At 45.2% G+C, this 25,456-nt stretch carries 23 protein-coding genes and 1 pseudogene; 23 read left to right on the forward strand and 1 reads right to left on the reverse strand.

The annotated features are described in order from the left end of the window. The first annotated feature begins 6 nt into the window (after positions 1 to 6). The 21 genes and pseudogenes from LSG31_RS17255 to LSG31_RS17350 all read left to right on the forward strand — a co-directional run bounded on the left by LSG31_RS17255 (position 7) and on the right by LSG31_RS17350 (position 22,492). A complete protein-coding gene (locus LSG31_RS17255; protein WP_347436288.1) occupies positions 7 to 1,137 on the forward strand; it encodes an NADH-dependent flavin oxidoreductase in 1,131 nt (376 codons plus the stop codon). A 54-nt stretch (positions 1,138 to 1,191) separates the two neighbouring features. Beyond that, a complete protein-coding gene (locus LSG31_RS17260; protein ID WP_347436289.1) occupies positions 1,192 to 2,235 on the forward strand; it encodes an NADH:flavin oxidoreductase/NADH oxidase in 1,044 nt (347 codons plus the stop codon). A gap of 139 nt (positions 2,236 to 2,374) precedes the next feature. Further along, positions 2,375 to 3,391 (forward strand): NADP-dependent oxidoreductase, encoded by a 1,017-nt coding sequence (locus LSG31_RS17265; RefSeq protein ID WP_347436290.1) that lies wholly within the window; start codon positions 2,375 to 2,377, stop codon positions 3,389 to 3,391. 192 nt (positions 3,392 to 3,583) lie between these two features. Beyond that, positions 3,584 to 3,754: pseudogene (locus tag LSG31_RS17270) on the forward strand (hypothetical protein); the annotation flags it as partial. Next, positions 3,734 to 5,698: a formate dehydrogenase subunit alpha gene (gene fdhF, locus LSG31_RS17275; protein ID WP_347439552.1), complete on the forward strand. Its 1,965-nt coding sequence runs from the start codon at positions 3,734 to 3,736 to the stop codon at positions 5,696 to 5,698. The pseudogene LSG31_RS17270 and the gene fdhF, both read left to right, overlap by 21 nt. A 241-nt stretch (positions 5,699 to 5,939) precedes the next feature. Further along, positions 5,940 to 6,134 carry an FmdB family zinc ribbon protein gene (locus tag LSG31_RS23390; protein WP_430734207.1) on the forward strand — a complete coding sequence of 65 codons (195 nt, stop codon included), beginning with the start codon at positions 5,940 to 5,942 and terminating at the stop codon, positions 6,132 to 6,134. A 360-nt stretch (positions 6,135 to 6,494) separates the two neighbouring features. Next, a complete protein-coding gene (locus LSG31_RS17280; protein ID WP_347436291.1) occupies positions 6,495 to 7,637 on the forward strand; it encodes an NAD(P)/FAD-dependent oxidoreductase in 1,143 nt (380 codons plus the stop codon). A 20-nt stretch (positions 7,638 to 7,657) separates the two neighbouring features. After that, positions 7,658 to 8,278, forward strand: a complete 621-nt coding sequence (locus tag LSG31_RS17285) for a DUF1641 domain-containing protein (protein ID WP_347436292.1) — start codon at positions 7,658 to 7,660, stop codon at positions 8,276 to 8,278. A 92-nt stretch (positions 8,279 to 8,370) separates the two neighbouring features. Further along, the gene (locus LSG31_RS17290; RefSeq protein ID WP_347436293.1) at positions 8,371 to 8,793 is read left to right on the forward strand and encodes a DsrE/DsrF/DrsH-like family protein; all 423 of its coding nucleotides are present in this window, start codon (positions 8,371 to 8,373) and stop codon (positions 8,791 to 8,793) included. A gap of 17 nt (positions 8,794 to 8,810) precedes the next feature. Beyond that, the gene (locus tag LSG31_RS17295) at positions 8,811 to 9,050 is read left to right on the forward strand and encodes a sulfurtransferase TusA family protein (RefSeq protein ID WP_347436294.1); all 240 of its coding nucleotides are present in this window, start codon (positions 8,811 to 8,813) and stop codon (positions 9,048 to 9,050) included. Between the two features lie 844 nt (positions 9,051 to 9,894). Further along, on the forward strand, positions 9,895 to 10,734 hold the full coding sequence (locus LSG31_RS17300; protein ID WP_347436295.1) for a PaaX family transcriptional regulator: 840 nt from the start codon (positions 9,895 to 9,897) through the stop codon (positions 10,732 to 10,734). Further along, positions 10,731 to 12,215 (forward strand): aldehyde dehydrogenase family protein, encoded by a 1,485-nt coding sequence (locus LSG31_RS17305; protein ID WP_347436296.1) that lies wholly within the window; start codon positions 10,731 to 10,733, stop codon positions 12,213 to 12,215. The genes LSG31_RS17300 and LSG31_RS17305 overlap by 4 nt, the downstream gene beginning before the upstream one ends. 87 nt (positions 12,216 to 12,302) lie before the next feature. Then, the gene (locus tag LSG31_RS17310) at positions 12,303 to 13,100 is read left to right on the forward strand and encodes an enoyl-CoA hydratase/isomerase family protein (RefSeq protein WP_347436297.1); all 798 of its coding nucleotides are present in this window, start codon (positions 12,303 to 12,305) and stop codon (positions 13,098 to 13,100) included. A 132-nt stretch (positions 13,101 to 13,232) separates the two neighbouring features. Then, a complete protein-coding gene (locus LSG31_RS17315) occupies positions 13,233 to 14,795 on the forward strand; it encodes a benzoate-CoA ligase family protein (protein ID WP_347436298.1) in 1,563 nt (520 codons plus the stop codon). 124 nt (positions 14,796 to 14,919) lie between these two features. Beyond that, on the forward strand, positions 14,920 to 16,701 hold the full coding sequence (locus tag LSG31_RS17320; RefSeq protein ID WP_347436299.1) for an adenine deaminase C-terminal domain-containing protein: 1,782 nt from the start codon (positions 14,920 to 14,922) through the stop codon (positions 16,699 to 16,701). A gap of 138 nt (positions 16,702 to 16,839) precedes the next feature. After that, positions 16,840 to 17,694: a 3-hydroxyacyl-CoA dehydrogenase gene (locus LSG31_RS17325; RefSeq protein WP_347436300.1), complete on the forward strand. Its 855-nt coding sequence runs from the start codon at positions 16,840 to 16,842 to the stop codon at positions 17,692 to 17,694. An 88-nt stretch (positions 17,695 to 17,782) separates the two neighbouring features. Next, entirely contained in the window at positions 17,783 to 18,217 is a 435-nt protein-coding gene (locus tag LSG31_RS17330; RefSeq protein WP_347436301.1) for an acyl-CoA thioesterase, read from the forward strand. Between the two features lie 188 nt (positions 18,218 to 18,405). Continuing rightward, positions 18,406 to 19,197, forward strand: a complete 792-nt coding sequence (locus LSG31_RS17335) for an enoyl-CoA hydratase-related protein (RefSeq protein WP_347436302.1) — start codon at positions 18,406 to 18,408, stop codon at positions 19,195 to 19,197. A gap of 295 nt (positions 19,198 to 19,492) precedes the next feature. Beyond that, positions 19,493 to 19,939: a MarR family winged helix-turn-helix transcriptional regulator gene (locus LSG31_RS17340; RefSeq protein ID WP_347436303.1), complete on the forward strand. Its 447-nt coding sequence runs from the start codon at positions 19,493 to 19,495 to the stop codon at positions 19,937 to 19,939. Then, positions 19,939 to 21,135 (forward strand): MFS transporter, encoded by a 1,197-nt coding sequence (locus tag LSG31_RS17345; protein ID WP_347436304.1) that lies wholly within the window; start codon positions 19,939 to 19,941, stop codon positions 21,133 to 21,135. The genes LSG31_RS17340 and LSG31_RS17345 overlap by 1 nt, the downstream gene beginning before the upstream one ends. A 124-nt stretch (positions 21,136 to 21,259) precedes the next feature. Continuing rightward, complete coding sequence (locus LSG31_RS17350; protein ID WP_347436305.1) at positions 21,260 to 22,492, forward strand: aminopeptidase; 1,233 nt, start codon at positions 21,260 to 21,262, stop codon at positions 22,490 to 22,492. Positions 22,493 to 22,528: 36 nt separating this feature from the next. On the opposite strand, the gene LSG31_RS17355 is transcribed toward LSG31_RS17350, so the two are convergent. Next, entirely contained in the window at positions 22,529 to 22,816 is a 288-nt protein-coding gene (locus LSG31_RS17355; RefSeq protein ID WP_347436306.1) for a hypothetical protein, read from the reverse strand. Between the two features lie 141 nt (positions 22,817 to 22,957). Between LSG31_RS17355 and LSG31_RS17360 the strand changes: the two genes are divergently transcribed. Together LSG31_RS17360 and LSG31_RS17365 are read left to right on the forward strand one after the other, a co-directional pair. Further along, the gene (locus tag LSG31_RS17360; protein ID WP_347436307.1) at positions 22,958 to 23,836 is read left to right on the forward strand and encodes a fumarylacetoacetate hydrolase family protein; all 879 of its coding nucleotides are present in this window, start codon (positions 22,958 to 22,960) and stop codon (positions 23,834 to 23,836) included. 156 nt (positions 23,837 to 23,992) lie between these two features. Continuing rightward, entirely contained in the window at positions 23,993 to 25,384 is a 1,392-nt protein-coding gene (locus LSG31_RS17365; protein ID WP_347436308.1) for a sulfatase family protein, read from the forward strand. Positions 25,385 to 25,456: the final 72 nt, after the last annotated feature.

A 25,456-nucleotide genomic window follows, 5' to 3' on the forward strand; every position in this document is an offset into this window, starting at 1 on the left:
ACTACCATGCAGCAGAAATATAAACCTTTATTTGAATCGTTCAGCCTCCGCAGTGGCGTCCAATTAAAAAATCGCATCGTCATGGCGCCGATGACGAATTTTTCTTCCAATCCGGACGGTACGGTTTCCGATGCGGAAGTGGATTATTATGTACGGCGCTCGAAAGGTGTAGGAATGGTAGTGACAGCCTGTACATATGTAACTCCTAACGGAAAAGGGTTTTCCGGTGAATTTGCGGGTGACAGCGATGCCATGATTCCAAGTTTGCGCCGCCTGGCAACCGCAATCAAGCAAGCAGGTGCAAAAGCCGTATTGCAAGTCTTCCACGGTGGCCGCATGTGCCCGCCTGATTTAGTGCCAAACGGAGATATCGTCAGTGCAAGTGCTGTGGCTCCCGAGCAAGAAGGAGCGCCGATTCCGCGAGCTTTGACCGATTCAGAAATTGAAGAAATTGTCCATGCATTCGGCGAGACTTCACGCCGGGCCATTGAAGCGGGTTTTGACGGGGTGGAAATTCATGGTGCCAACGGCTACCTGATTCAGCAGTTTTTCTCGCCGCATTCCAACAGACGTACAGATCTTTGGGGCGGTAGCTTGGAAAAACGCATGGCATTCCCGCTTGCGATTGTGGACGAAGTGAAAAAAGTTGTAGCTGCACATGCCAAACAGCCATTTCTGGTTGGCTACAGATTTTCACCGGAAGAAGCGGAAACGCCGGGCATTACGATGGCGGATACGCTCGCTTTATTGGATGCCCTGGCAAATAAAGACCTCGATTATATCCATGTGTCACTTATGGATTTTTGGTCTGCTCCGAGACGCGGCGTCGAAAGTACACGTTCGCGCATGGAGTTGATTCAAGAACGTATCGGCAAGAAAGTGCCGGTGATTGGAGTGGGTTCCATTCATACCGCAGACGATGCTTTAAAAGCTTTGCAAACAGGCGTTTCTTTGCTTGCACTGGGACGCGAGTTGATTATGGATCCCGATTGGGTTGAAAAAATTGAACAAGGACGGGAATCTGAAATTGACACCACAATGACAAAACATGATCAAGCCCGACTTGTCGTTCCCGATCCGCTGTGGCAAGCCATCATGAATACACCAGGGTGGTTCCCGGTGGCTGAAAACGTGTAAATATTAGCAACATAAAAATGTAAGCAACATAAAGTGGTTTTGGAGGTGGTTATTGTGAGCGTCCAGTTATTTTCTTCATTCACAGTGAAAGGTCTTGAATTGAAAAACCGCATTGTAATGGCTCCCATGTGTCAGTATTCTGTTACTGATAAAGACGGAAAGCCGAACGATTGGCATTTTGTGCACTATCTGAGCCGTGCAGTCGGAGGTGCAGGGCTAATCATTATGGAAATGACCGATGTGAATCCAAACGGCCGGATCACAGATTTTGATTTGGGATTGTGGTCAGATGATCAAATTCCGGCATTTTCACGCATTATTGACGGCGTACATACACACGGTGCCAAAATTGGCATTCAAATCGCTCATGCCGGAAGAAAGGCAGAGGATGCAGAGACACCCGTTGCCCCGTCCGCCATTCCATTTCCAGGGGCACGATATAAAATGCCGCATGCACTTGCTACAGATGAAGTCAAAGAAATCGTGACACTTTTTGCGGCAACTGCACGCCGTGCGGTGCGAGCGGGAGTTGACACCATTGAGTTGCATGGCGCCCACGGGTATCTCATCCATCAGTTCCAATCGCCTCTTACGAACAAACGGGATGACGAATACGGACGGGATTTCGCTCGATTTGGGGTCGAAGTGATCCAAGCGGTTAAAAAAGAAATGCCGGCAGATATGCCGCTACTGTTCCGTATTTCTGCTGTCGAATACGCGGATGGCGGGTATGATATCGATCATGCGATTGCGTTGTGCAAAACATACCAAGCAGCCGGTGTGGATGTATTTCATGTCAGCTCCGGCGGCGAAGGCCCCGCAGGGATGAGAAAGCCCGGAAATTATCCAGGCTATCAAGTGCCTTTTGCACGGGCCATACGTGAAGCCCTCTCTGTGCCGGTGATTGCCGTTGGAATGCTGGAAGAACCGGCGTTGGCTGAAGCTGTGGTCTGTAACGGCGATGCAGATTTAGTGGCCATCGCCCGCGGGATGCTTCGGGATCCGTATTGGGCCACACGTGCAGCGATCAACCTTGGACATGATCCAATCAACATTCCGATACAGTATCAACGCGGTTATCCGACGCGTAAATCCTAAAAAATCTTGGTGCGATGGAGAAGGGGAAAGGAAAGCACGCGCCATTGGACTTTCCCCAAGGACCGATTGGCATGGCGGCATGTGCCGCCGCGTTGATTTGTCCGGTTCCGAAAATCAATCGAAGGGAGAGAGTTCCGCCATGACAGAACAAAAAAACAAGCAAATCCTGCTTGTCAGCAGACCGCAAGGAATGCCTTCCGAAAACAATTTCAAGCTGGTTGAAGGGCCGCTGTCGATTCCTCAGGAAGGCGAAATGCTCGTGCGAATTTTGTATGTTTCCGTTGATCCGTATATGCGGGGCAGAATGAACGATGCAAAATCATATGTGCCTCCCTATCCTTTAAACGAAGTGGTGAATAGCGGCGTCGTCGGTCAAGTGGTGGAATCCAGGACGTCCGAATTTCAGACAGGGGATATCGTATCAGGATATTTGGGATGGCAAACATATGCTGTGGCGAAACCCCGACAAGTAAAAAAAGTCGATGTTTCCCTTGCTCCGATGACGACTGCATTGGGCGTTTTGGGGATGCCGGGCTTGACCGCTTATTTCGGATTATTGGACATCGGCAGGCCCAGTCAGGGCGAAACTCTTGTCGTATCCGGCGCGGCGGGGGCGGTCGGCATGATCGTCGGCCAAATCGGAAAGATCATGGGATGCCGTGTTGTCGGAATCGCGGGTTCCGATCGGAAAAAGGAATATCTGATCAATGAACTTGGATTCGACGCAGTCATAAATTACAAAACGGCCGCAAATTTGAAAAACGACTTGAAAGAAGCCTGTCCGGGTGGCGTTGACATATATTTCGACAACGTCGGCAGCGGGATTTCCGATGCTGTTTTATCTTTGTTGAATTTCCAGGCGCGGATTCCGCTGTGCGGACAAATCGCCCTGTACAATCTGGAAAAGCCGGACATTGGGCCGCGGATTCAGACACAGTTATTGATCAACAGCGCGTTGATGAAGGGATTTATCGTAGGAAATTACGCCGACCGCTTTCATGAGGCAATGCCTCAATTGGCCCAATGGATCAAAGACGGCAGACTCAAATATAAGGAAAGCATCGTAGAAGGGTTTGAAAACATTCCAAAAGCATTCTTAGGTTTGTTTACCGGCGAAAATTTAGGCAAGCAGTTGGTAAAAGTGTCCGATCTTTAACGTCCGCATTTTCAACCGGAAAACCGATCCAAGCCGCTTTCTCCTCAACTCCTGCCCATAATAGTACAAACGAGCCATCAAGATAGTCCAAAAGTACTAGTCCATTTGTGTCTACTGTCCCTCAACCTGTATCTGTAAAATAAAAACATTTACTGATACAGGTTTTTCATATCTTGGAAAGAAGGGACACGTATGTCTACAGTGCTCCAAAGGCAGAAAACCATTTCGTCTGTCTGCAGTTTTTGCGGGACTGGCTGCGGCATTGAGCTGACTGTCGAGGACGGAAAAATCATCTCCGTCAAGGGCGACAAAACATCGCCTGTCAGCCATGGAGAGACTTGCGTGAAAGGAACGCAAGGATGGACGTATATTCAGTCGGAAAAACGCTTGACGCATCCCTTGATTCGGCGTGACGGCATACTTCAGAAGGCATCTTGGGACGAGGCGATGGAAGTGATCGCATCGGCGATCCAACGATTAAAATTGCAATATGGCCCGGATGCATTCGGTTGTTTCAGTTCGTCAAGATCGACAAATGAATTGAACTTTCTTGCCCAGAAATTTATGAGGCAGGTCATTGGCAGCAACAACGTAGACAGTTGCAACCGGACTTGACACGCTCCAAGCGTCGTCAGTTTGACGACTGTGTTTGGAAGCGGAGCCGATACCGGTTCGTATACCGATTTTGAGAATACGGATGTCATTTTGGTGTGGGGCTCCAATACTCAGGAAGCCCACCCGATTGTCTACAATCACATCCGCAGGGGAATCAAGAACGGAGCCAAAATGGTGCTGGTTGATCCGCGGAAACTGCCGATGGTAAACTTCGCGGAAGATTGGCTGCCCGTCAATGTCGGTACGGATATTGCTCTAGCAAATGCCATGGGCCACGTGATTATTAAAGAAAATTTGTATAACAAGACCTTTATTGAAAACGCCACAGAGTTTTTTGAAACATATCGAACCCAGGTGGATAAGTACACACCGGAATTTGCAGAGCAATTGACAGGGGTGCCGCAAGAGAAAATACGTGCTGCTGCGCGTTTGTATGCAACGGCCAACCGGGCCATGATCGCATGGACATTGGGAGTCACTGAGCATCATAACGGCACAAACAACGTTCATGCACTGATCAATCTGGCATTGCTTACAGGGCATGTAGGGAAGCCCGGAAGTGGACTGATGCCATTGCGAGGACAGAACAATGTTCAAGGTGGCGGAGACATGGGGGCATTACCGAATAAGTTGCCTGGTTTCTTTAACGTCGAGGACGATGAAGCCAGAGAACGTTTTGAAAACGCGTGGAATTGTTCAATTCCGCCGAAAAATGGCCGTCATTTGTCCGGCATGCTGGATGCCATGCGTGATCGGGAAATCAAATGTCTCTATGTAATTGGCGAAAACCCGGTTCAGTCTGACGCAAATACAACGGCAGTTGCTGAGGCTTTGTCCAACTTGGAGTTTATGGTCGTTCAGGATTTGTTTCTCACGAAGACCGCGCAAATGGCGGATGTCGTGTTGCCTGCTGCCGGCTGGGCAGAGGTCGACGGAACGTATACGAACAGCGAACGCGGGGTGCAGCGTGTGCGAAAGGCCGTTGATCCGCCTGGGGAAGCACGCGACGATTTGGAAATCATCACAAACATGGCGAACCGTCTTGGTGTGAGTTGGAACTATGGAACGGCTGAAGACGTATGGAATGAATTGCGATCCCTTTCTCCCGCCCATTTCGGTATGACGTATGAGCGGCTGGATCGCGAGTATGAACTGCAATGGCCTTGTCCCAAAGTGGATGAACCGCCGATTAAGATTTTGCATACGCGCCTTCATACAGATGATGTGGGCCCCAAGGCCAAATTTGTACCGGTGGATTTCGAAGCGCCAATCGATCAAACCGATGCAACACATCCGTTCGTTCTTATCACGGGGCGGCGGCTGGCGTTTTACAATACGGGAGTGACGACAAGCAACTATGATTCAAAGGTAAAAGATCAGGAAGAATACCTGGAAATCAGTGCGGAAGATGCGGAACGGCTCGGAATCGGGAACGGAACGGTCGTTCGGGTGTCATCCCGTCGCGGAAGCGTACTTGTGCCCGCTCGATTATCCAACAAAATGACTGCAGGCAATTTGTTTATGGCATTTCACTTCCCTGACAAGGTAGACACAAATGTTTTGACCAGTGACGCCGTGGATACAAAGTCCGGTGTAGCGCCTTTCAAATATACTGCAGTAAAGATCGAAGTAATTGATGAAGCGATTGATCTGCAACTTGCGGCAGCAAAGCATATACGGGAGAATTTTTAACCAACAAACCAATACTCTGCAATACCTAAGATTTCACGTCTAAAAGCACCGGATTTGGTGCTTTTTTCAATTTGGGATCAGCAGGAGCTAAGTATACTTGCAATCGAAATGAATTGACAAATACCGAATAAACAACGTAATATACCTATGGTGGTATACAATAATCATGAAGCGTATCCGCTCATTCAATTTTTTGTTCATGGCTTTCATGAATGATTTACGAGAAAGGGATGATAGAATCATGCCGCGAATTCATTTTATTTGCAAATCCTGCGGGGAAATATTTGTTGAGTTTGTGAAATTTGAGGATCGGGATAAACTAACATGCCCTGCATGCGGATCGAAGGAAATAAAGCAAGATTTCTCTGGAAAGTGGAACGGGAGCGTTTATGGCGGTTCCAGTCAAAATAAACCTAAGTCTTCCGGATTTACTTGAGCGTCCTGTTAATGGAAGGCGGCGCCTCCCAAAATGTCTTAATAAAAACGAAACAAGGCGGATTTTCCCGCCTTGTTTCGTTTTTTTTTTTTGCCCGTGTGCACATGAACAAAAACAGAAAAATCATGCTTTTTTACTATGTCAAATAGTCCGATTTGATCATCGACCATATACCCATATAGGTATATGATGAAAGCAAATACAAGGAGGTGCTGGTAATGAATTGTGACGGGTACGGGTAAGACGTTTGCCAGAATTCTCGCCGAATTTGGAACAAGTACTTATTTTCTTGGATATTTATTTCGTTTGCAGTATTCCCGTAAGCCTTAATTCACGAGATCGGTTAAGAAGGTGTGGCAAATGGCAAAACGAGTAGTTTTTCTGGGCGCCGGAACCGGCGGCACAATGGCTGCAAATCGACTCGCCCGTGAAATGTCCGAAGAGATACAGCGCAATGAGTTAGAAATCATTTTGCTGGGAGACACGGATCAACACGTATATCAACCGGGATTTCTTTATATTGCCTTGGACCGGGAAATTCCAGAAAAGTATAAGCGTTCCCAACAACAATTGATTGTGCCGGGAGTTCAATTTGTAGTTGATTCTGTGAAAGAGATTCAGGCTCAACAACGAACAATTATTACAAAAAAAGGACATCGAATTCCGTATGACTTCCTTGTCGTCGCGACCGGATCCGTGCCAAATCTTGATTCGATACCCGGGTTCAGGCAAGATGCGAATTCATTCTATACGTTGTCAGAAGCTTTGCGTTTGCGAGAGAAAATTCAATCGTTTAAAGGCGGAAAAGTAGTAATGATTGTGGGTGTGCCGCATAAATGTCCGGTTGCACCACTGGAGTTTATGTTTATGCTTGATGATTCACTTCGCCAGGCTGGAAAACGGGAGGATGCAGAGCTTGTTTATACGTACCCGATCGGTCGGCTTCACTCCCTTGTCCCCGTGGCAGAATGGGCCGAAAAAGAATTCGAGAAACGCAATATTAAAGGAGAAACATTTTTTAATGTGGAAAGCATTGATCCGGCAAACCATACAGTTTTTACTCTGGAAGGTGAAGAAGTAAAGTATGATCTGCTAATCGGGATTCCTCCACATGAAGGAGCGCCGGTGATACGAAATAGCGGATTAGGCGATGCGGAGGGCTGGCTGCCGACAGATCCCAAAACACTGAAGTTGAAAGGAAATGAACACATCTATGTACTGGGTGATGCTACAGATCTCCCCATTTCCAAAGCAGGCTCCACAGCACATTATCAGTCGGAAGTTGTTGCAAGAAATCTTATTCATGAGCTAAGAGGCGAACCGCCAACCACTTTATACAATGGCAAAGTATTTTGCTTTATCGAGTCTGGTCTTGAAGAAGCTACACATATTACGTTTGACTATCGTACACCGCCGCAACCTGCAAAAGCCACCACTATGACCCACATGTTTAAACTTGCTTTTAATGAAATGTATTGGCTCTCGCTGCGTGGACTTATCTAATCGAGGGGCGAGTGATCCTTATGAACGGGAACGTGAATCCGGAAACTTTGAGCCAATCTGACAATGCACCCATTTTATCCATTGAATCGGAATTGAATGAACAGACAATCGGAAACATTCGGGAATTGGCAGTCCTGTTAAACGCCATGCGCGATGCGATGACTCCGGAAATTGTCGGGGAAATGGTCGGTTCGTTTGTGAAAATTGTTACATTGGCTGATCAATTGAATCAACCTTCAACCTTGCGATTGGTGGATTTCTATTTGACCCATGCGGAAACAGTCGAACAACTGTTTAAAAGAATCGCAAAAATGGAAGACAATGGTTTTTTGGAACGGTTGGAGAATTTGTTGCCGGTTATGGGAGCCATGCTGGATGTTCTGTCTCCTGAAATTCTAATAAGTTTGTTGCGATCTGTTGTTCAAATAATCGAATTATTGGATGCTTTCTTGCAAACTGATATTTCCAAAAAATTTCCAGACATCATAAATGATTTTGATAAAAGGTTGCAAGAAACACGAAAACAGAAAGGCATGGTGCAACTCATGAAGCAACTGCGGGAACCGGAATTGCAAGCCGGACTTCACACAGTGTTCCAACTGCTCCGAAGCATTGGAATCCATACTGCCAACAATAACTGAATACAAATTCCTGTATCAAGTCAACTTCATGGAAAACTCATTCAAAAATCAATTGTTCAAAATCTGGTGACTGATAAAAAGGAGGAGTTTCAATGAGTGGGCAAAAACGTATGAGTATTGTAGTGTTTAATGGAACGGTGGATAAACTGTATCCCGTATCGATCATTAGTTCTGGTGCGGTCATGAATGATATGAAAGTCGATATTTTTCTTACATTCTGGGGATTGATGGTATTCCGCAAAGGAGAGCCCTATAAGGTTCAGAACGTCAGCAAGGATTATGAAGCAATGGGTCCGGCGATGATGCGAATGATGCAAGAGAAGAACGTGCCTTCTTGGTATGACACCTTGCTCCAGGCTAAAGAACTTGGTGATGTAAAAGTTCATGCCTGCGCAATGACGGCAGATCTTTTTGATCTTGGCATCGAAGACTTTGAACCTATTATTGATGATGTGATTGGCGTCGGCGAGTTTGTCGAAATGACAGGACAGTCTGATTCTACACTATTCATTTAAGGAATGGGGTGCAAAATATGGGAAACGAAACAGTTACTCGCGAAATTGATGCTCGAGGAAGCTACTGCCCTGGCCCAATGATGGAATTGATCCGGGTGATACGTTCCGCTCAAGTTGGAGAAGTGATTTCTGTCCTTTCCACTGACCAAGGTTCAAGACGCGACATTCCCAAATGGGTAGAAAAAGCCAAACAAGAGTTAGTGGGAATTGAACCATTGGATGGATATGATCGAATTATCGTTCGCAAAATTAAATAGATCATGAATAGTTTCCGCCAATCCATCCGTAAAGCCCTGGAAAGGATGATTTAACTCCTCGGCAGGGTGAAGAATTTGTAAATAGAGTTTGTAATAGAAAAGCACCGGAACGGGTGCTTTTTTTGTCGATGTCGCAAAGGCCGCTCTCTCTTATGGAATGTTTTGTCAACCAAGGCATGCAACAAATGTACACACGCTTCCGGCACGATTTGCAAATGGAACGGACAACCAGAATGTAACATCATTCCTCCTTGTTTATAACATGAAAATCCTATATGAATTTTATGTTGTAATGGTTTTGCGTTGCAAATCAAAATATAAAAGCAAATATGAATCCGTTCACATCGATTTTTCCAAATCGATGCTGTATATTTTTAAAATATCATACTCTATACGTCTGGTATTTATCCTTCAGCTCTGATCGTTTCTCGGATTTAAAATTATATCGGCAAGTATTGACAGATAAACTTGATAATATTATATTACATATATATTAATAATAATTATTAAATTGTAATATATAAAAGGGGGCAGATATAACAGAATGTAAAGATCGATTCGCCATCGGCAACACGTCATGAAGTTTGCCGAGAAGCTTGCAAGAAGTTTTAAAGCGTGTTCGCTGGATTTTGGGCTTTGGGAGAGCACAATGTGTCGAACAACATCGCTGTTTCAACCGCAAACGTGTGTTTGATGGCATCAAGTGGCACCGCTGTCACAATCATTTCAAACATCTCATCGTTCGGATTCACCGGTCCGATCGCGATCTTTGGATCGAAATACAGCCACGCACTACAATACTACGATTGATACTATTACTGTGGCTAGGAGATTGACATTTGAAATGAAACCAGCATCTGTTCTTTTTACGTTAATTGGCGATTTTTATCGGAACCTGGACATGAAAGTGTGGGTAGGCAGTCTGATTCAATACATGGAACAATTTGCGATTTCTGATGGAACCGTCAGAGTTACTTTGTCTCGCATGGTTCAGCAAGGGTTGATTGAATCACATAAAGTTGGTCAAAAAGGCTATTATTCGGTAACCGACAAAGGTCGGAGACGAGTAAAAAATGGCATTTCAAGGGTCTATAACTTTGAAGATATTCCTTGGGACGGGAATTGGAGAATTGTTCTATGCAACATGGCGGAATTGGAGAAAGACAGCAAAGAAAATTTTAAAAAAGAGCTGCAGTGGACCGGCTATGGCTACCTGGGAAATAACACTTGGATAAGCCCGCATAACCGGCATTCACACGTCATATCCATCGCAGACGAATATGGAATTTCGGATCATGTCGATCTATTTACCGGCAGGTATGACGGCCCGGAATCCTATCGCAGAATTGTAGAAAAAGCATGGGATTTTTGCGAGATTGAGGAACAATATAAACTTTTTTTACAAAAATTCGAACCCGAATTTCAAAGGAATTTTCTGTTGTCGATGGATGGCAACCTGACCGAAAGTGACGCCTTTGTACAGCGAATCATGCTGGTTCATGAGTATCGCAAATTTCTCTTCATTGATCCGAGATTGCCAAAAGAGGTATTGCCAAGTGATTGGATCGGAGATGAAGCGAGATCGCTTTTTCGAAAGTATCATCAATTTTTGTCGCCGCTTGCAGAAAAATTTTTCTATCAAAATCTGGTGGTTATGAATGAAGGCGAGGAAGGGATTACATGACCTTGAAGAAAATCTATCCGCTCTTTATCAATGGAGAATTTGTCGACAGCAGCAACGGCGCCTTTTTCGACACCTATAATCCGGCAACGGGCGAGGTTCTTGCACAAGTGGCTAAGGGCACAAAAGAGGATGTCGACAAGGCGGTGGCAGCAGCCCGCCAAGCATTTAAACAAGGGCCTTGGTCGAAAATGACCGGGGCGAAACGCGCCCGCTTATTGAACGAAATTGCCAGAATCATGAGAAATCGGCTCGATGAAATCACCGAGTTGGAAGTTCTCAATAGCGGAAAGACCGTTCCGACAGCAAAAGGCCAGATTATACAGGCCATTGAAGACTTCGAGTTTTATGCATCGGCTACGGTAACATTGGCGGGACAAACGGTCCCAATGCCGAACGGGTTCTTTACGTATACACTCAAAGAACCGTTAGGCGTTTGCGGACAGATTATTCCCTGGAATTATCCGTTCATGATGGCGGCTTGGAAGATTGCGCCGGCATTGGCGGCAGGTTGTACGGTTATCCTGAAGCCGGCAAGCAATACGCCAATCACCGCACTGCTCCTCGCAGAAATCTGTCAGGAAGCCGGCGTTCCCGCAGGTGTTGTAAACGTCGTATCAGGCAGTGGCGCGGAGATCGGGCCATACATCAGTGATCATCCGGGAATCGATAAAATCGCCTTTACAGGGGAAACCGCTACCGGGAAAGATATCATGGCAAGAGCCGCTCATACCATTAAGAGAGTTACGTTGGAATTGGGCGGCAAATCTGCCAATATCGTGTTTGATGACGCGGACATCGATGCTGCGGTCGACGGTTCCTTGCATGGCATTTATTACAATACCGGCCAATCGTGTGAAGCACGTTCAAGATTGTTTGTTCACGAGAAGATTTATGATGCGTTTATGGGAAAATTTTTGGATAAAGTCAGCCGCATTCAAGTTGGAGATCCATTCGACAGTTCTGTGCACGTGGGAGCCATTGTCTCAAAGGCGCAAGAACAAGTGATCGATCAATATGTAAGAATTGCGGAAGAAGAAGGCGCAGAAGTTTTATATGGTGGCAGGCGCCCGGAAGGTCCTGGTTTTGAAAACGGTTACTGGTATATGCCGACTGTCATCGCGAATGTGACAAACAACATGCGCGTGGCGCAGGAAGAAATTTTCGGTCCGGTTGTAGTCGTTATGAAATTTCGTGAGGAAGAGGATGTGATCAAGCAGGCAAACGATTCGATGTATGGTCTGGCCGGAGCTGTTTGGACACGCGATCACGCCAGGGCATACCGCGTTTCGTCCGCGATCCGCGCAGGGATTGTGATGGTCAACTCGCCGATTTCCGCATTCCCGGGCGTCGCATTTGGCGGCTACAAACAGTCCGGATTCGGAAGAGAATTGGCGCTTGAAACATTAAATTTATACACGGAAACCAAAAGTGTGGTTTCCTATGTCGGCAAACGTCCGTTAAATCTATTAGGTGTGAAATAGAAATAAACAAATTTGCCGTTTAAATAGCGTGTTCGGAAGATTCAATAAACATACCATTTCAAAACTTACAATTGGAGGGTTCTACACATGACAGCTACTATACAAACCATGAAAAGTGTCACTCTGAAAAAAGAACATGGGGTTGCAGAAATCCATCTGCATGTCAACAAGACAAATGCATACGACTTCGACGTCTATCGTGAGCTGAATGCTGCCATTGATGACATTCGCTTGGACAATGAGATCCATGCCGCCATCTTGATGAGTGACGTGCCGAAATTTTTCTCGGTCGGTGCGAATATCAACTTCCTGAAGGCTGCGGAACCACGATTCAAGACACAGTTTTGCCTCTTTTGCAATGAGACGCTGGATAAAATGGCCCGCTCGCCGAAAATTTTTATCGCGTTGCTGGAAGGGCATACGGTCGGCGGCGGCCTGGAGATGGCGATGGGTTGCGACCTGCGCTTCGCCGGCGACGGCGACTACAAAATCGGCTTGCCGGAAGTGACGTTGGGCGTCTTGGCCGGGACGGGCGGGACGCAGCGCATGGCACGCTTGATCGGTTATTCCAAAGCGCTGGATCTGTGTATCACTGGGGACACGTTGTCGCCGCAAGAGGCAAAAGAGTGTGGCCTGGTCGACCGCTTATATGCGCAAGCGGACGTGCGGGAACGAACATTTGCCTATGCGCGCAAGTTGGCGGAAGGACCGACGTACGCGATTTCCAATATCAAACTGTCGATCATGAACGGCAAGGAAATGCCGCTAAACGCAGCGGTCCGCTATGAAGGGGAATTGCAAAACCTGTTATTCCGTTCGCAGGATGCCAAAGAAGGTCTGAGTGCATTCCTTGACAAGCGTCCGGCAGAATTTAAGGGAGTGTAACAATTCAGAGCACCAGAGGTTGTATCAAGATGCAATATCGAAACGTTCTCGATATTGCATCTTTGCAAATGAAGAATTTCCTGCCAACCACACAGGGTCGATCCATGGGGATGGCCAAAAGGGGAGAGAGCATTGGAGTGTTTAGGGATCAAGGATCGGTACAATGCTGCGCATACATTTATTGAACGGAATATAGCAAATGGCTTGGGAAACAAAACGGCCATTTATTATAAGGATGAGACGTATACGTACCAAAGAATCACAGATCTTATGAATCAATTTGGCAACGCCCTACAATCGTTAGACATCGAATTGGAGAATCGGATATTACTTGTATTGGATGATACACCGAATTTTGCAATATCCTTCTTTGGAGCGATCAAAATTGGAGTGATACCCATTCCCGTCAATCCCAGGCTCCAGCCGTATGAATACGAATATTTTTTGAATAACAGCCGCTCCAAAGCTCTGATTGTCGAGAAACATGTGTGGGAAACCCTATCCCATTTACGAAAGCGTTTTCTATTTTTGAAGCATGTCATTGTGGTAGACAATGCTGGAGAATACCCGGATTGCCATGATTTTCAGAAACTCATCAGCAAAGAGAGCACAGAACTTGAATTTGCCCGGACAGAATCGGATGATGCCGGATTTTGGCTGTATACATCCGGCAGTACGGGACTCCCCAAAGGTGTGGTTCATCTTCAACGCGATATGGAAGTTGCACTGAATTGTTATGCAAAAGGAATCCTGAATATTAGCGAAACGGACATTACGTTCTCGGCATCAAAGTTGTATTTCGCGTACGGACTGGGAGGCGGACTTTATTTCTCGTTTGGCATCGGCGGGTCCACCGTACTGATGAGAGAAATCCCCTCTCCGGAGAAAATTTTCGAGCATATCGAAACATATCGCCCGACCGTATTCTTTGGGGTCCCTACTTTGTACGCAGCGATGCTTCGATTTGCGGAGAATTCCGAACGAACCTTTGATTTGTCTTCCTTGCGAGTCTGCGTTTCGGCTGGAGAAGCGCTTCCTGAACTGTTCTACAAGAAATTTAAGAATATGTTTCATGTCGATATATTGGACGGAATCGGATCAACAGAAGCTACACATATCTACATTTCCAATCGTTTTGGAAACATTCGCCCGGGCAGTACGGGTCTCGCAGTAGACGGTTACGAAATTAAAATCGTAGATGAAGCGGGAAACCCCGTACCGCCGAATGTTCCGGGAGATTTATTGCTCAAGGGGGATAGTTTGGCACGGGGATATTGGAATATACATGAAACCAGCAAAAAGAAATTTGTGGGTGAGTGGTACAATACAGGAGATAAATACTACCAAGACACGGATGGGTTTTACTGGTATTGCGGAAGATCGGACGATATGTTGAAATCTGGCGGGATTTGGGTGTCGCCAATCGAAGTAGAGAATGCGCTTTTGCACCATGAGGCGATTTTGGAAGCAGCTGTTATTGGAGAAGAGGATGGAGATGGTCTCACCAAACCGGTCGCTTATCTTGTACTGAATGAAACCGCTTCAAAACCGGATGAATCAGAGCTTCGAGCATTTTTAAAACAACAACTCGATGCCTATAAATGTCCGAAGCGTTTCGTTTTTGTGAGTTCGTTGCCAAAAACAGCGAGCGGCAAAATTCAGCGCTTTAAATTGCGAAACTTCGTGCAAGCATAAGTTGAAACAAAAACAAAAGTAGAAATAGAAACAGAAAATGAAAGCAGAGAGTGAATTGCAATCCGATATTTACCATATATTGGTCCATCATGTAGATTGCCAGAAAAGGACTGGAGGGAGCCAGATGAAGTACGAAGCGAACCGATACGAACTCATCCAAGTAGCGCAAGGAAAACAGTTTGCTGACATGTTTCTTCGTAATGGCCTTGTGGTGAATGTGTATTCCGGAGAAATTCTGCCATGCCATGTCGCTATTTACAAAGATCGAATCGCATATGTCGGCGCGAGCGAGAGATCCATTGGCCGTTACACAAAAATTATCGATTGTTCCAACAAGTATGTTGTACCCGGCTATATTGAACCGCATGCGCATCCTTGGGTTTTTTATAATCCCGTGAGTTTGACGGAAAAAGTATTGCCTTTAGGCACTACGACGGTGATCCACGACAATTTGTTCTTTTATTTGCATATGGGCGCAAAAGGATTTGCAAATATGTTGACAGACCTGAAAGGTTTGCCGGGAAATCATCTATGGTTGGTTCGACTGGTGTCGCAAGCCAGGTATCCAGGTGAAAGAGACTGGTTTCATGAAACAGATATTCGTTCCTTACTGGAATTGGATGATGTCATCGGTACTGCGGAAGTCACCCGTTGGCCGCTCTTGTATCAGGGGGATCCATTTGTCATAGAGACGGTCGAATACGCCAAATCATTAGGAAAAGTGTCGGATGGGCATACATCCGGATGTTCGTATGATCGTTTAAATTCGATTGTTGCTGCAGGCATCAGTGCATGTCACGAGGCGATCACTGCCGGGGAGGTGCTGGATCGGGTCAGACTCGGGCTTTGGACGACATTGCGCAACAGCTCCTTGCGTCCCGATTTGCCGGAAATTATAAAAAGCATCACGGAAGGAACGATCAGTACAAACCGGATCCTGATGACAACAGACGGGCCAAACCCTGGTTTTATTGAAGAATATGGATTTGTTGACGGCTTGCTGCGTCAAGCTGTGGAATTGGGTCTTCCCCCCATTCAGGCGCTGCAAATGGTGACAATCAATGCTGCGACATATCTCGGACTGGAGCAGCACATCGGCGGCATTGCACCGGCACGTCGGGCAGATGTGCTCGTGCTGCCGGATCTCGTATCCTTTCGCCCGGAAACTGTCATCGCGGGCGGACAAGTGGTTGCGGAAAGCGGGAATTTCACGCAGCCATTGCCGAAAATCGACTGGTTGCAGCATATTGTCAAACAGCCATTTACAGTCTCGAAACAAGTAGTTGCAGATGCGAATTTGTATCCGTATCCACTAAGAGACGAAAATTCAAGCATACCTGTCATAGACTTTCTGATGGCCGTTATCACTAAACAAACCAATCTGGAACTTCCTTGTCACAACGGTTACGCGGATATTTCCGAATATCCGGATTTGGTTTATGCAGCTTTAATCGATCGGGACGGGAAATGGGTTTCTCATGCCATTTTGAAACATTTCGCGAACCGTTTAGACGGCATGGCGTCAACGTACAACACGACAACTCATCTGCTTGTGATTGGCCGCAATCCGAAAGCCATGGCCAAGGCAGCAGTCCGAGTGTATGAGATGGGTGGCGGAATCGCAGTGATCGATGGAGAAGCATCCGTTTTAGAAATCCCGCTTCCGTTCACAGGGATGATGACAACCGATTCGTCCTTTGCCACAGCTCTGCAGTTTCACGACGCATTGCTTGACACGCTGCGACAACGTGGATACCCCTTTCATGATATTTTGTATACGCTTTTGTTTCTGACATGTGATTGTTTGCCTGGTCTCCGTTTGACACCGGAGGGAATCTATCACGTGAAGTCTGATACAGTAATCATATCTGCAAGAAATTTGCAAGTGACCACAATTTCATACTGATACATTGGTGTCTGATTTGCAAAACAGAGCAGGATTGGCTGAAAAGCAATCCGCATTGACTAAAAGCAATATGCCGTGGAATTTTGACTGCGTTTTGAACATCCTCTAATAAAAAATGGCGTGGAAAGGTGTGTGATTATGGATATCCATGTAATAACTGTCATTGGTTCAGGAGTCATGGGACGCGGAATCGCATATGCGGCAGCGGCAGCAGGTTTCGAAGTTCGCTTGCATGACAAGCAGGAAAGTCAGTTGGCACACGCGTTGGAAACGCTCAAGGCCGATATGGATACAGGGATTGCCAGGGGAAAATTAACACCCTCTGATAAAGAGCAGGCATTGCATCGCATCAAGACGACTACAGAACTGGAAGAGGCGGCCCGTCAGGCCGATTTTGTGATCGAAGCGATTCCGGAAATTTTAGATTTAAAACTGCAACTGTTTAAAGCGTTGGATTCGATTTGTCCGGGTCATACCATATTGGCTACCAATACTTCCACCATGAGCCCTACCGAGGTGGGAGCGGCAACGAAACGATCGGGGCAAACCATCGCGATGCATTTTTTTAATCCCGTTCCAAAAATGAAGCTTGTCGAGATTATACGCGGTCTCGATACTACGGATGCAACGTATGCGATTACACGAAGCGTTGCCGAACAAATGGGGAAAGTGACGGTTGAAGTAAACGAATTTCCTGGCTTTATTACCAGCCGCATCAATTGCCTGGTCGGAAATGAAGCCATGCGCATGCTGCAGGAAGGGGTAGCGTCCGCCAGCGACATTGATAAAGCGGTCAAATTAGGGCTTAACCATCCGATGGGGCCCCTGGAACTGGCCGACTTGGTTGGGCTGGATGCGAGGCTTCGCAATATGCAATATTTGCACGAGAAGTTGGGGGAAACGTATCGGCCCGCTCCCATCCTGGAAAAGTATGTGGCGGCCGGACGATTGGGCAGAAAATCCGGAAAGGGTTTCTACGAGTACGATTCTTGATATGCGTGTACGCATTTGTTGAAACGGTTTCTTCAACGACGGATAAGAATTATTATTTGGAAACTTGTAAAGGAAAGGATTCATAAACATGAAAACATTCGTGACGAGAGAGCGGGTTGCATTTTGTGAGACAGACGCTGCCGGAATCATCCATTTCGCCTCCGCCATGCGGTATTTCGAGCTGGGAGAACGCGAGGCGATGCGGCAGCTAGGGATAAAAGTGGGAGACTCCAACAGGGGAGGGCAAGAATTTCCTCGAGTACACATAACATGCACCTATCATAAGTCTCTGTATTATGACGATCTCATTGAAATCCGCAGCACATGCGTAAATATTGGGAATTCATCAATGATTTGGGATTTTAAAATCTATCGGGATGAAGAACTTTGCATTTCCGGTGAAATGACTGTTTGTATGATTGATTCAGAAACAAGAAGACCGATGCGTGTGCCGGATCGCTGGCGTGATTTTTTACTCGAAGCTGCTGATGAAACGAGAATTTTGGACAAAGAATTGACTTGAGATACTATTGCTGATTTGCTGTGGGGTGAGTGTATGAACGTACGAGTGGACGCTACTGACTCGCAACTTTGTGTTTGCGAGTAGGTCAGGGTGTTGCGGCGATTATTGAAAGCGTTGCAGAATTTAAATACAATTAGGGTACATGTAGTTGTTGATACACTTTTGTCTGAAGAATTGGAGGAGAAATTATGTCAGATGTGATCGAACGTACCGTTCGATATTCAGAAAAAAACGGGATTGCTTATATTGAACTCAATCGGCCGGAACGAAAGAATGCGCTTGATTACCAAACATTGCACGAGATGGCGGAAACTGTGGAAAGTCTTATGTTCAGACGGGATATCCGGGCCGTGATAGTTTCGGGGAACGGTGACGGATTCTGTGCGGGCGCTGACTTGAAAGAACGAAGAAATCTAACTGCAGAGCAAGTACGCAGAAATGTTGCGAAAATCGGATCGACATTTGCTGCGATTGAGCGTTTGCCGATGCCCACAATCGCTGTCATGCATGGATTTGCCTTTGGTGGAGGATTTGAACTTGCTTTATCCTGTGATTTTCGTTTTGCTGCAAAAGGCACAAAGATGGGACTTACGGAAACGAGTTTGGCCATTATTCCCGGTGCGGGCGGGACACAGCGCTTGCCCCGTTTGGTTGGACCGATGCAAGCGAAACGCCTGATTTTTACCGCTGCACGGATTGATGCAGAGGAGGCGCTGGCACTTGGAATTTTATTAGGAATTCATGACGATCAGGCAACCTCCCTGCAAGCGGCCGAGCAACTGGCGACCGCAATTGCGGAGAATGGCCCAATCGCTGTTACACAGGCCAAGTGCGCCATCGACAGGGGCCTGGGTGTGGATATAAATACAGGTCTTCAGATCGAGTCGCAGGCGTATGAAGTACTCATCCCCACACGCGATCGTATCGAAGCATTGCTGGCATTTCAAGAAAAACGGAAACCGAACTTTCGCGGGGAATAAATGATCAAACGGAAACATGTCCTGCAGAATTTACGGGAGTGTAAAATTCAACAATCTTTTCAATCTAACAATCTGCAAGATTATACAATCTGGATGGTTATACTTGTAATCTAAGCATCATGAACAGAGCTAAAACCTTCACTTAAAAGGGATGAGCTGTTGGATGCTTAGATTTTTTTGTCGTTTTTGTCGTTTTTTCGTTGGTTCTGCGGCCAAATGGTTTTTTCGAAACTTTACCGATGGCTCTACAAAAATATTTAGGATAGCTATATAATTTAAAAGGAGGTTGATGGAAATGGAGGATCAAGAATTACTTCAATTATTTTTAACGGATCTGCAAGTTATAAATCGGTATCTGCGAAGCAATGTGTTTGATCCGAATGAACGGCCGATCACGCGTGTACAGTGGTTGTTGTTGCGATATATAGACAAAAATTGTGGTTGCACCATTGGCGAATTGGCAAACTATGTAGATGTCCGGTCCAGCACGATGAGTCAAATGATTGATCGTCTTGAGAAAAACGGACTGGTTTACCGGGAGTGCGGAAAAGAAGACGCCCGCATTAAAAAGGTCTATCTTCACGATAAAGGTTTGGCTTTGATCAAACGGATGAAATCTTTATATATCAAATCATTGGCCGAACCTTTTGAAAGTTTTTCAAATGAGGAGAAAGAAACGTTCATAGGATTGATGGAAAAATTCGTTCGTCATATCCCAAGAAAGAAGGGGGACCAAACTTGATGAACTGGAAAAGAACCTTGTGGATTTTATGGTTTTCCAATTTTTTCGTGGTTTGCGGTATGAGCTTGATCTTGCCATTCCTTCCTTTATATATCGAACAATTGGGTGTTCATAATACTCAATCGCTAGAAAAATGGACGGGATGGATTTTTGCCGCTCAATTTGCAACCTCCGTGATTTTCCAACCATTGTGGGGAGCGATTGCCGATAAACATGGAAGAAAAGTTATGCTGTTGCGTGCCGGTTTTGGTATGGGAATCATTACGGCCTTAATGGGAATTGTTACACATCCATGGCAATTGTTGATCTTGCGACTCATTGGCGGCGCATTTTCGGGTTTTATTTCCATGGCAACTTCCCTGCAAGCATCGATTACACCAAATGAACATTCCGGTAAAGCTTTAGGAACTTTACAAACAGGATTAATTGCAGGAAATTTATTAGGTCCTTTAATTGGTGGATTATTAGCAGAAAAAATAGGATACAATCACATATTCTTCTTGACCGGCATGATGATTACGATCGCAGGACTCATCATTTTATTCTTTGTACATGAAGACAAACAGGCCATAAAAAAACGTATTGCAAAGGATTCGAAAACAAATTGGAAGTTGTTAAAGCCGTTAATTCCTGTGTTTTTTGCTTCCTTTATCACCAATATGGGCATGATGACCATTGAACCTTTGGCAACCGTTTATGCCAAATCGTTATATCACGGAATTCACCTTGAATTGATTGCCGGGTTAGTGATATCAATCACCGGGATCGGCAATTTGATTGGTGCGCCGACGCTTGGAAGACTCGGGGATACGCTTGGTCAAAGGAAAATTTTAGCGTTTGCTTTATTGATGGCTGCTATAGCTTTCATTCCGCAAGCATTAGCAGGACAAATTACCATGCTATTGGTTGGTCGTTTTCTTCTCGGGCTTTTTGTTGGAGGGTTGGTTCCTTCTCTAAATGTTTTTGTCAAGAAGTTGGCTCCTAAAGAAATTCAAGGGACAGCATATGGGTTTAACAGTTCCTCCCTATTTTTGGGCAACTTTTTTGGTCCGTTAATTGGAAGCAATGTTGCGGCGTTCTGGGGTATCAAATCTGTTTTCTATGTTACAATGACGCTTCTTCTAGTAAATTCCATCATTATTTTTTCTAACCGCAAATTGGAAATCGAAACCGCTTCACCGGCGTTGCAAAAATAAAGAAAACAAATGAAAGGGAAACCCAATACTAAAAAACGGATGTATGATACAGTATAAGGTAGATATATTTTCCATAAGGGCGATTTTAATGGTCGACGCTGACGTTGAGAAAGAGGGAGAAAAGATGCAGAATTTTGAACAAAAGCTGGAAAAATACGCATCACTTGCCGTGGAAATTGGCATAAACATGCAACCTGGCCAAACTTTGGTCATATCCGCTCCTGTATTGGCTGCAGATTTCGTTCGAAACATTGCAAAACGGGCATATGAAGCAGGTGCAAAACATGTACATGTGGATTGGGCGGATGATGCACTGACTCGTATGAAATTTGAAATGGCTCCGGATGATGCCTTTTTGGAATATCCCCTGTGGAGAGCAAAAGGCTGGGAAGAGATGGCGGAAAACAATGCAGCGTTTCTTACCGTTGTGGCATCTGACCCTGATTTGTTAAAAGGCATTGATCCTGTACGGATTGCCAATGCAAACAAAACGGCAAGATCCGCGATGCAACCCTTTCGAAGTTATCTTATGGCAGACAAAGTCAGCTGGTCGATCATAGCTGTCCCGTCTCCTGCTTGGGCAAGCAAAGTGTTTCCGGAACTTCCGGCAGAGAAGCAAGTGGATGCACTTTGGGACGCGATTTTTACGGCAACGCGAGTGGACAAAGACGATCCGGTTGCTGCCTGGAAGACGCACATACAAACACTCGGCAGCAAAGCGGATATGCTAAATAAAAAGAAGTACAAAGCCATGCATTATCGTGCAAAGGGGACGGATTTAACAATTGAGCTTCCGGAAAAACATCTTTGGGTAAGTGCGGGAAGTGAAAATGCAAAAGGAACTGTATTCATCGCAAACATACCGACAGAAGAAGTATTTACGGCACCCTTAAAAACGGGCGTAAACGGAGTCGTAACAAGCACAAAGCCGCTGAGCTACAGTGGAACACTCATTAGAAACTTCTCCCTTACGTTTCATGAAGGCCGAATTATAGACTTTACAGCAGAAGAAGGATATGACACATTAAAGCAACTCGTGGAAACAGACGAAGGATCCCATTATCTTGGGGAAGTCGCACTTGTGCCGCATCGCTCGCCAATTTCGGACATGAATCTCATTTTCTTTCATACGCTCTTTGACGAGAACGCATCCAATCATTTGGCGATCGGAAACGGCTATGCGTTTAATTTGGTCGGCGGAAAAGCGATGAGCAAAGAAGAACTTCAAACAGAAGGGCTCAACTCGAGTCTTGTTCACGTCGATTTTATGATCGGATCAAGAGATATGGATATTGACGGCATCCTGCAGAACGGTACAAAGGAAGCAATTTTCCGCAACGGAAATTGGGCATTTTAAACGAAACCCATCTCGGAATGAGATGGGTTCTTGAATTTACTTCTTTAGTTTGGAGGAGATATCTGTCAAATATTTTGCTACAACACCTAAAGCGCCTAAATAATACATCAGGGCGACGACCCAGCTTGTTGGATCCAGTTGTTGCACTTTCGCCAATACCAGCAGCGGCAATACATAATTGAGGATGCCCGTTCCCAGAAAACTTGCAAGCTTTGCAAAGGAAAATGAATTTGAGATCATTGCTCGATATAAACCTGTGAGTATATCAAGGGCAATCAAACCTAGCACTGCCCACATGGAGTATAACATATATCCAGTTAACATTATATTCACCCCTCTCTCCCTAAAACGGGTTTACTTATTACATTTATATGAAAGTTTTTGGAAAAGGTGAATAAGCTATAACCGATGTAGAAGGCGATGGGAGCGGAAATTTTGAAACATATTTAAAGGAGATGTTCGGTCATGCGTCTTGCAACAATAAAAAGAAATGGTGCTGAGGTGGCAGTTGTTGTTTCAAAGCATGGTGTAGTGTTGGTAGAAACATTGAATCAAAATTTAAACAAAAATTGGTCTGCCGATTTATTCGATATCATTTGGACTGGCCAGCTTGAAGAAATGAAAACATGGTATCAAAACGGTGGTCAGGAGGAGCTTGAAACATTTGCGAATTGCGAAATTCCTGCAAATCAAGTAAAATATGGTCCCCTATACCGTCATCCCCGCAAAATCTGGGGAATTGGCCTGAATTATGTCGAGCATGCTGCAGACCTGCATGAAAAAGCGCCGAATTCTGAACCGGCAAGTTTTATGAAACCGGATACTACCATTATCGGGCCTTACGACACGATTGAAATCCCACTTCAATCCGATCGCACAACTGCAGAATCAGAATTGGGAATTATTATAGGAAAAGAATGCAAGGATGTATCCGAGGCGGATGCGCAAAGTGTGATTGCCGGTTTTACGACAATTATCGATATGACAACAGAAGATATTTTGGCTAAAAATCCGCGCTATCTTACCCGTTCCAAGAGTTTTGATACATTTTTCAGTTTTGGACCGCAACTGGTAACACCGGATGAAGTACATGATATTCATAATTTACATGTCGCAACCGTTATAAACGGTCAAGTTCATCGGAAAAATAGCATTTCGAACATGACATTCCGTCCTTGGTTTCTGGTGTCGTTTCATTCGAAAGTTATGAAACTGTTGCCTGGAGATATCATTTCCACAGGAACACCAGGAGCTGTCGTGATTCGAAACGGTGACGTGGTCGAGTGCCGGATCGATGGTTTTGAAACATTGATCAACCCTGTGAGGGAGTTGAAGGTAAAGTAGTTACATGTTTGAAATGATTTTAGTTGTTTAACAATTGAAAAAATTTTTGGATAATGCCCCCCACGGGTGCAGGATTCCCCCTTGGCAAGATTGATTTTTGATCGTCTGCATAATGCCAGATTTCAAAAACCAGCGAAGTAGGAGAGGAGGAAAAGTTTGAATACATTACCTAACATCCTTTTTATAATGGTTGATCAGCAACGATATGATTGCTTAGGATATAGAAACCTTTTTCCAGTACAAACCCCCTATATTGATCAACTTGCAACGGAAGGCATATCTTTTTCGAATGCATTTACCGCAATTCCGCTTTGTAGTCCTGCACGGCAAGCTTTATTGAGCGGTAAGCGGCCTGAAGCATTAGGGACATTATGGAATTATGATCTGGGTTCAAAAATCCCGTCACTTGAACCTTCAGAAGATACCTGGGTTCATGAGTTAAAACGAGCCGGATACATAACAGGTTATATTGGCAAATGGCATGTAAACCCTAAGCATGATCCAAGAAAATATGGCTACGAAGACTATGTTCCCATTTCCGCTTATGAGAAACTCAGGAATCAAAAGTACCCTGATGTAACGTATAAAAATGGTTGGTTTGGAGAGACAAATTTGGTTCCTGTGGAAGACTCCCGAACTCATTGGCTGGCGAAACAGGCAAACACAATGATTTCTAAGTATGTTGCCTCAGGACAACCTTGGCATGTACGGGTTGACTTTCCCGAGCCCCATTTGCCATGTCGGCCAAGTGGAAAGTTTTCCACAATGTATAGTCCGGAAGAAATCCCTCAATGGCCCAATTTTGCAGAAACTTTCCAAAATAAACCATATATCCAAAAACAACAATTGGTTAATTGGCGGATCGATCAGTATACATGGGAACAATGGTCACCGATCGTGGCTCGTTATTACGGGATAATAAGTCAAATTGATGATGCGGTTGGACTTGTTCTTGCCGCCTTAAAAACATTTGGCATAGAGGAAAATACCATCGTAATCTATACGTCCGACCATGGGGATATGTGTGGAGCTCACAGGATGATGGATAAACATTATGTGCTTTATGATGAAATAATTAGAGTTCCCTTCATTGTGAAATGGCCTTTGAAAATTAGCCCCGGACAAAACAGCGAGTCATTCGTCTATAATGTCCTCGATCTCTATCCGACTATTCTTGAGATAATCCAATCTGAAATGATGGACACCTGCACAGGACGTTCACTGTACCCTATTTTGCAAGGGAAAGTTCCTGATTCCTGGAGAACTTCGATCATATCAACATATAACGGACAGCAGTTTGGATTATATTCACAACGGATGATCAGAAATAAAGAATGGAAATATATTTGGAATGCTACAGATACGGATGAATTATATGATTTAACGAATGATCCGTATGAACTGGTGAATGCGATTCATATCCCAAAATATCAAGATATTATATCTGCTTTGCGAAAGGAACTGTATACAACCTTACTTGCCGAGGGGGACACACTTATAGATAATGAGTGGTTGCGGGATCAACTGCTGAACGGGCGAAAACTGTAGCGGAAAGTTGCTTTGTAAATCACATAACGCAAGTTGGGTAGCCTTCTGCGGCTACCCTAGGTTCATGAAACG

Origin of the sequence: Fodinisporobacter ferrooxydans, assembly GCF_022818495.1 — a bacterium.
Classification (GTDB): Bacteria; Bacillota; Bacilli; order Tumebacillales; family MYW30-H2; genus Fodinisporobacter; species Fodinisporobacter ferrooxydans.

Coding starts and splice junctions, on each gene's coding strand:
- LSG31_RS17255 (WP_347436288.1), top strand. CDS start 7: ATGCAGCAGAAATATAAACCTTTATTTGAATCGTTCAGCCTCCGCAGT.
- LSG31_RS17265 (WP_347436290.1), top strand. CDS start 2,375: ATGACAGAACAAAAAAACAAGCAAATCCTGCTTGTCAGCAGACCGCAA.
- LSG31_RS23390 (WP_430734207.1), top strand. CDS start 5,940: ATGCCGCGAATTCATTTTATTTGCAAATCCTGCGGGGAAATATTTGTT.
- LSG31_RS17280 (WP_347436291.1), top strand. CDS start 6,495: ATGGCAAAACGAGTAGTTTTTCTGGGCGCCGGAACCGGCGGCACAATG.
- LSG31_RS17285 (WP_347436292.1), top strand. CDS start 7,658: ATGAACGGGAACGTGAATCCGGAAACTTTGAGCCAATCTGACAATGCA.
- LSG31_RS17290 (WP_347436293.1), top strand. CDS start 8,371: ATGAGTGGGCAAAAACGTATGAGTATTGTAGTGTTTAATGGAACGGTG.
- LSG31_RS17295 (WP_347436294.1), top strand. CDS start 8,811: ATGGGAAACGAAACAGTTACTCGCGAAATTGATGCTCGAGGAAGCTAC.
- LSG31_RS17300 (WP_347436295.1), top strand. CDS start 9,895: ATGAAACCAGCATCTGTTCTTTTTACGTTAATTGGCGATTTTTATCGG.
- LSG31_RS17305 (WP_347436296.1), top strand. CDS start 10,731: ATGACCTTGAAGAAAATCTATCCGCTCTTTATCAATGGAGAATTTGTC.
- LSG31_RS17310 (WP_347436297.1), top strand. CDS start 12,303: ATGACAGCTACTATACAAACCATGAAAAGTGTCACTCTGAAAAAAGAA.
- LSG31_RS17320 (WP_347436299.1), top strand. CDS start 14,920: ATGAAGTACGAAGCGAACCGATACGAACTCATCCAAGTAGCGCAAGGA.
- LSG31_RS17325 (WP_347436300.1), top strand. CDS start 16,840: ATGGATATCCATGTAATAACTGTCATTGGTTCAGGAGTCATGGGACGC.
- LSG31_RS17330 (WP_347436301.1), top strand. CDS start 17,783: ATGAAAACATTCGTGACGAGAGAGCGGGTTGCATTTTGTGAGACAGAC.
- LSG31_RS17335 (WP_347436302.1), top strand. CDS start 18,406: ATGTCAGATGTGATCGAACGTACCGTTCGATATTCAGAAAAAAACGGG.
- LSG31_RS17340 (WP_347436303.1), top strand. CDS start 19,493: ATGGAGGATCAAGAATTACTTCAATTATTTTTAACGGATCTGCAAGTT.
- LSG31_RS17345 (WP_347436304.1), top strand. CDS start 19,939: ATGAACTGGAAAAGAACCTTGTGGATTTTATGGTTTTCCAATTTTTTC.
- LSG31_RS17350 (WP_347436305.1), top strand. CDS start 21,260: ATGCAGAATTTTGAACAAAAGCTGGAAAAATACGCATCACTTGCCGTG.
- LSG31_RS17355 (WP_347436306.1), bottom strand. CDS start 22,816: ATGTTAACTGGATATATGTTATACTCCATGTGGGCAGTGCTAGGTTTG.
- LSG31_RS17360 (WP_347436307.1), top strand. CDS start 22,958: ATGCGTCTTGCAACAATAAAAAGAAATGGTGCTGAGGTGGCAGTTGTT.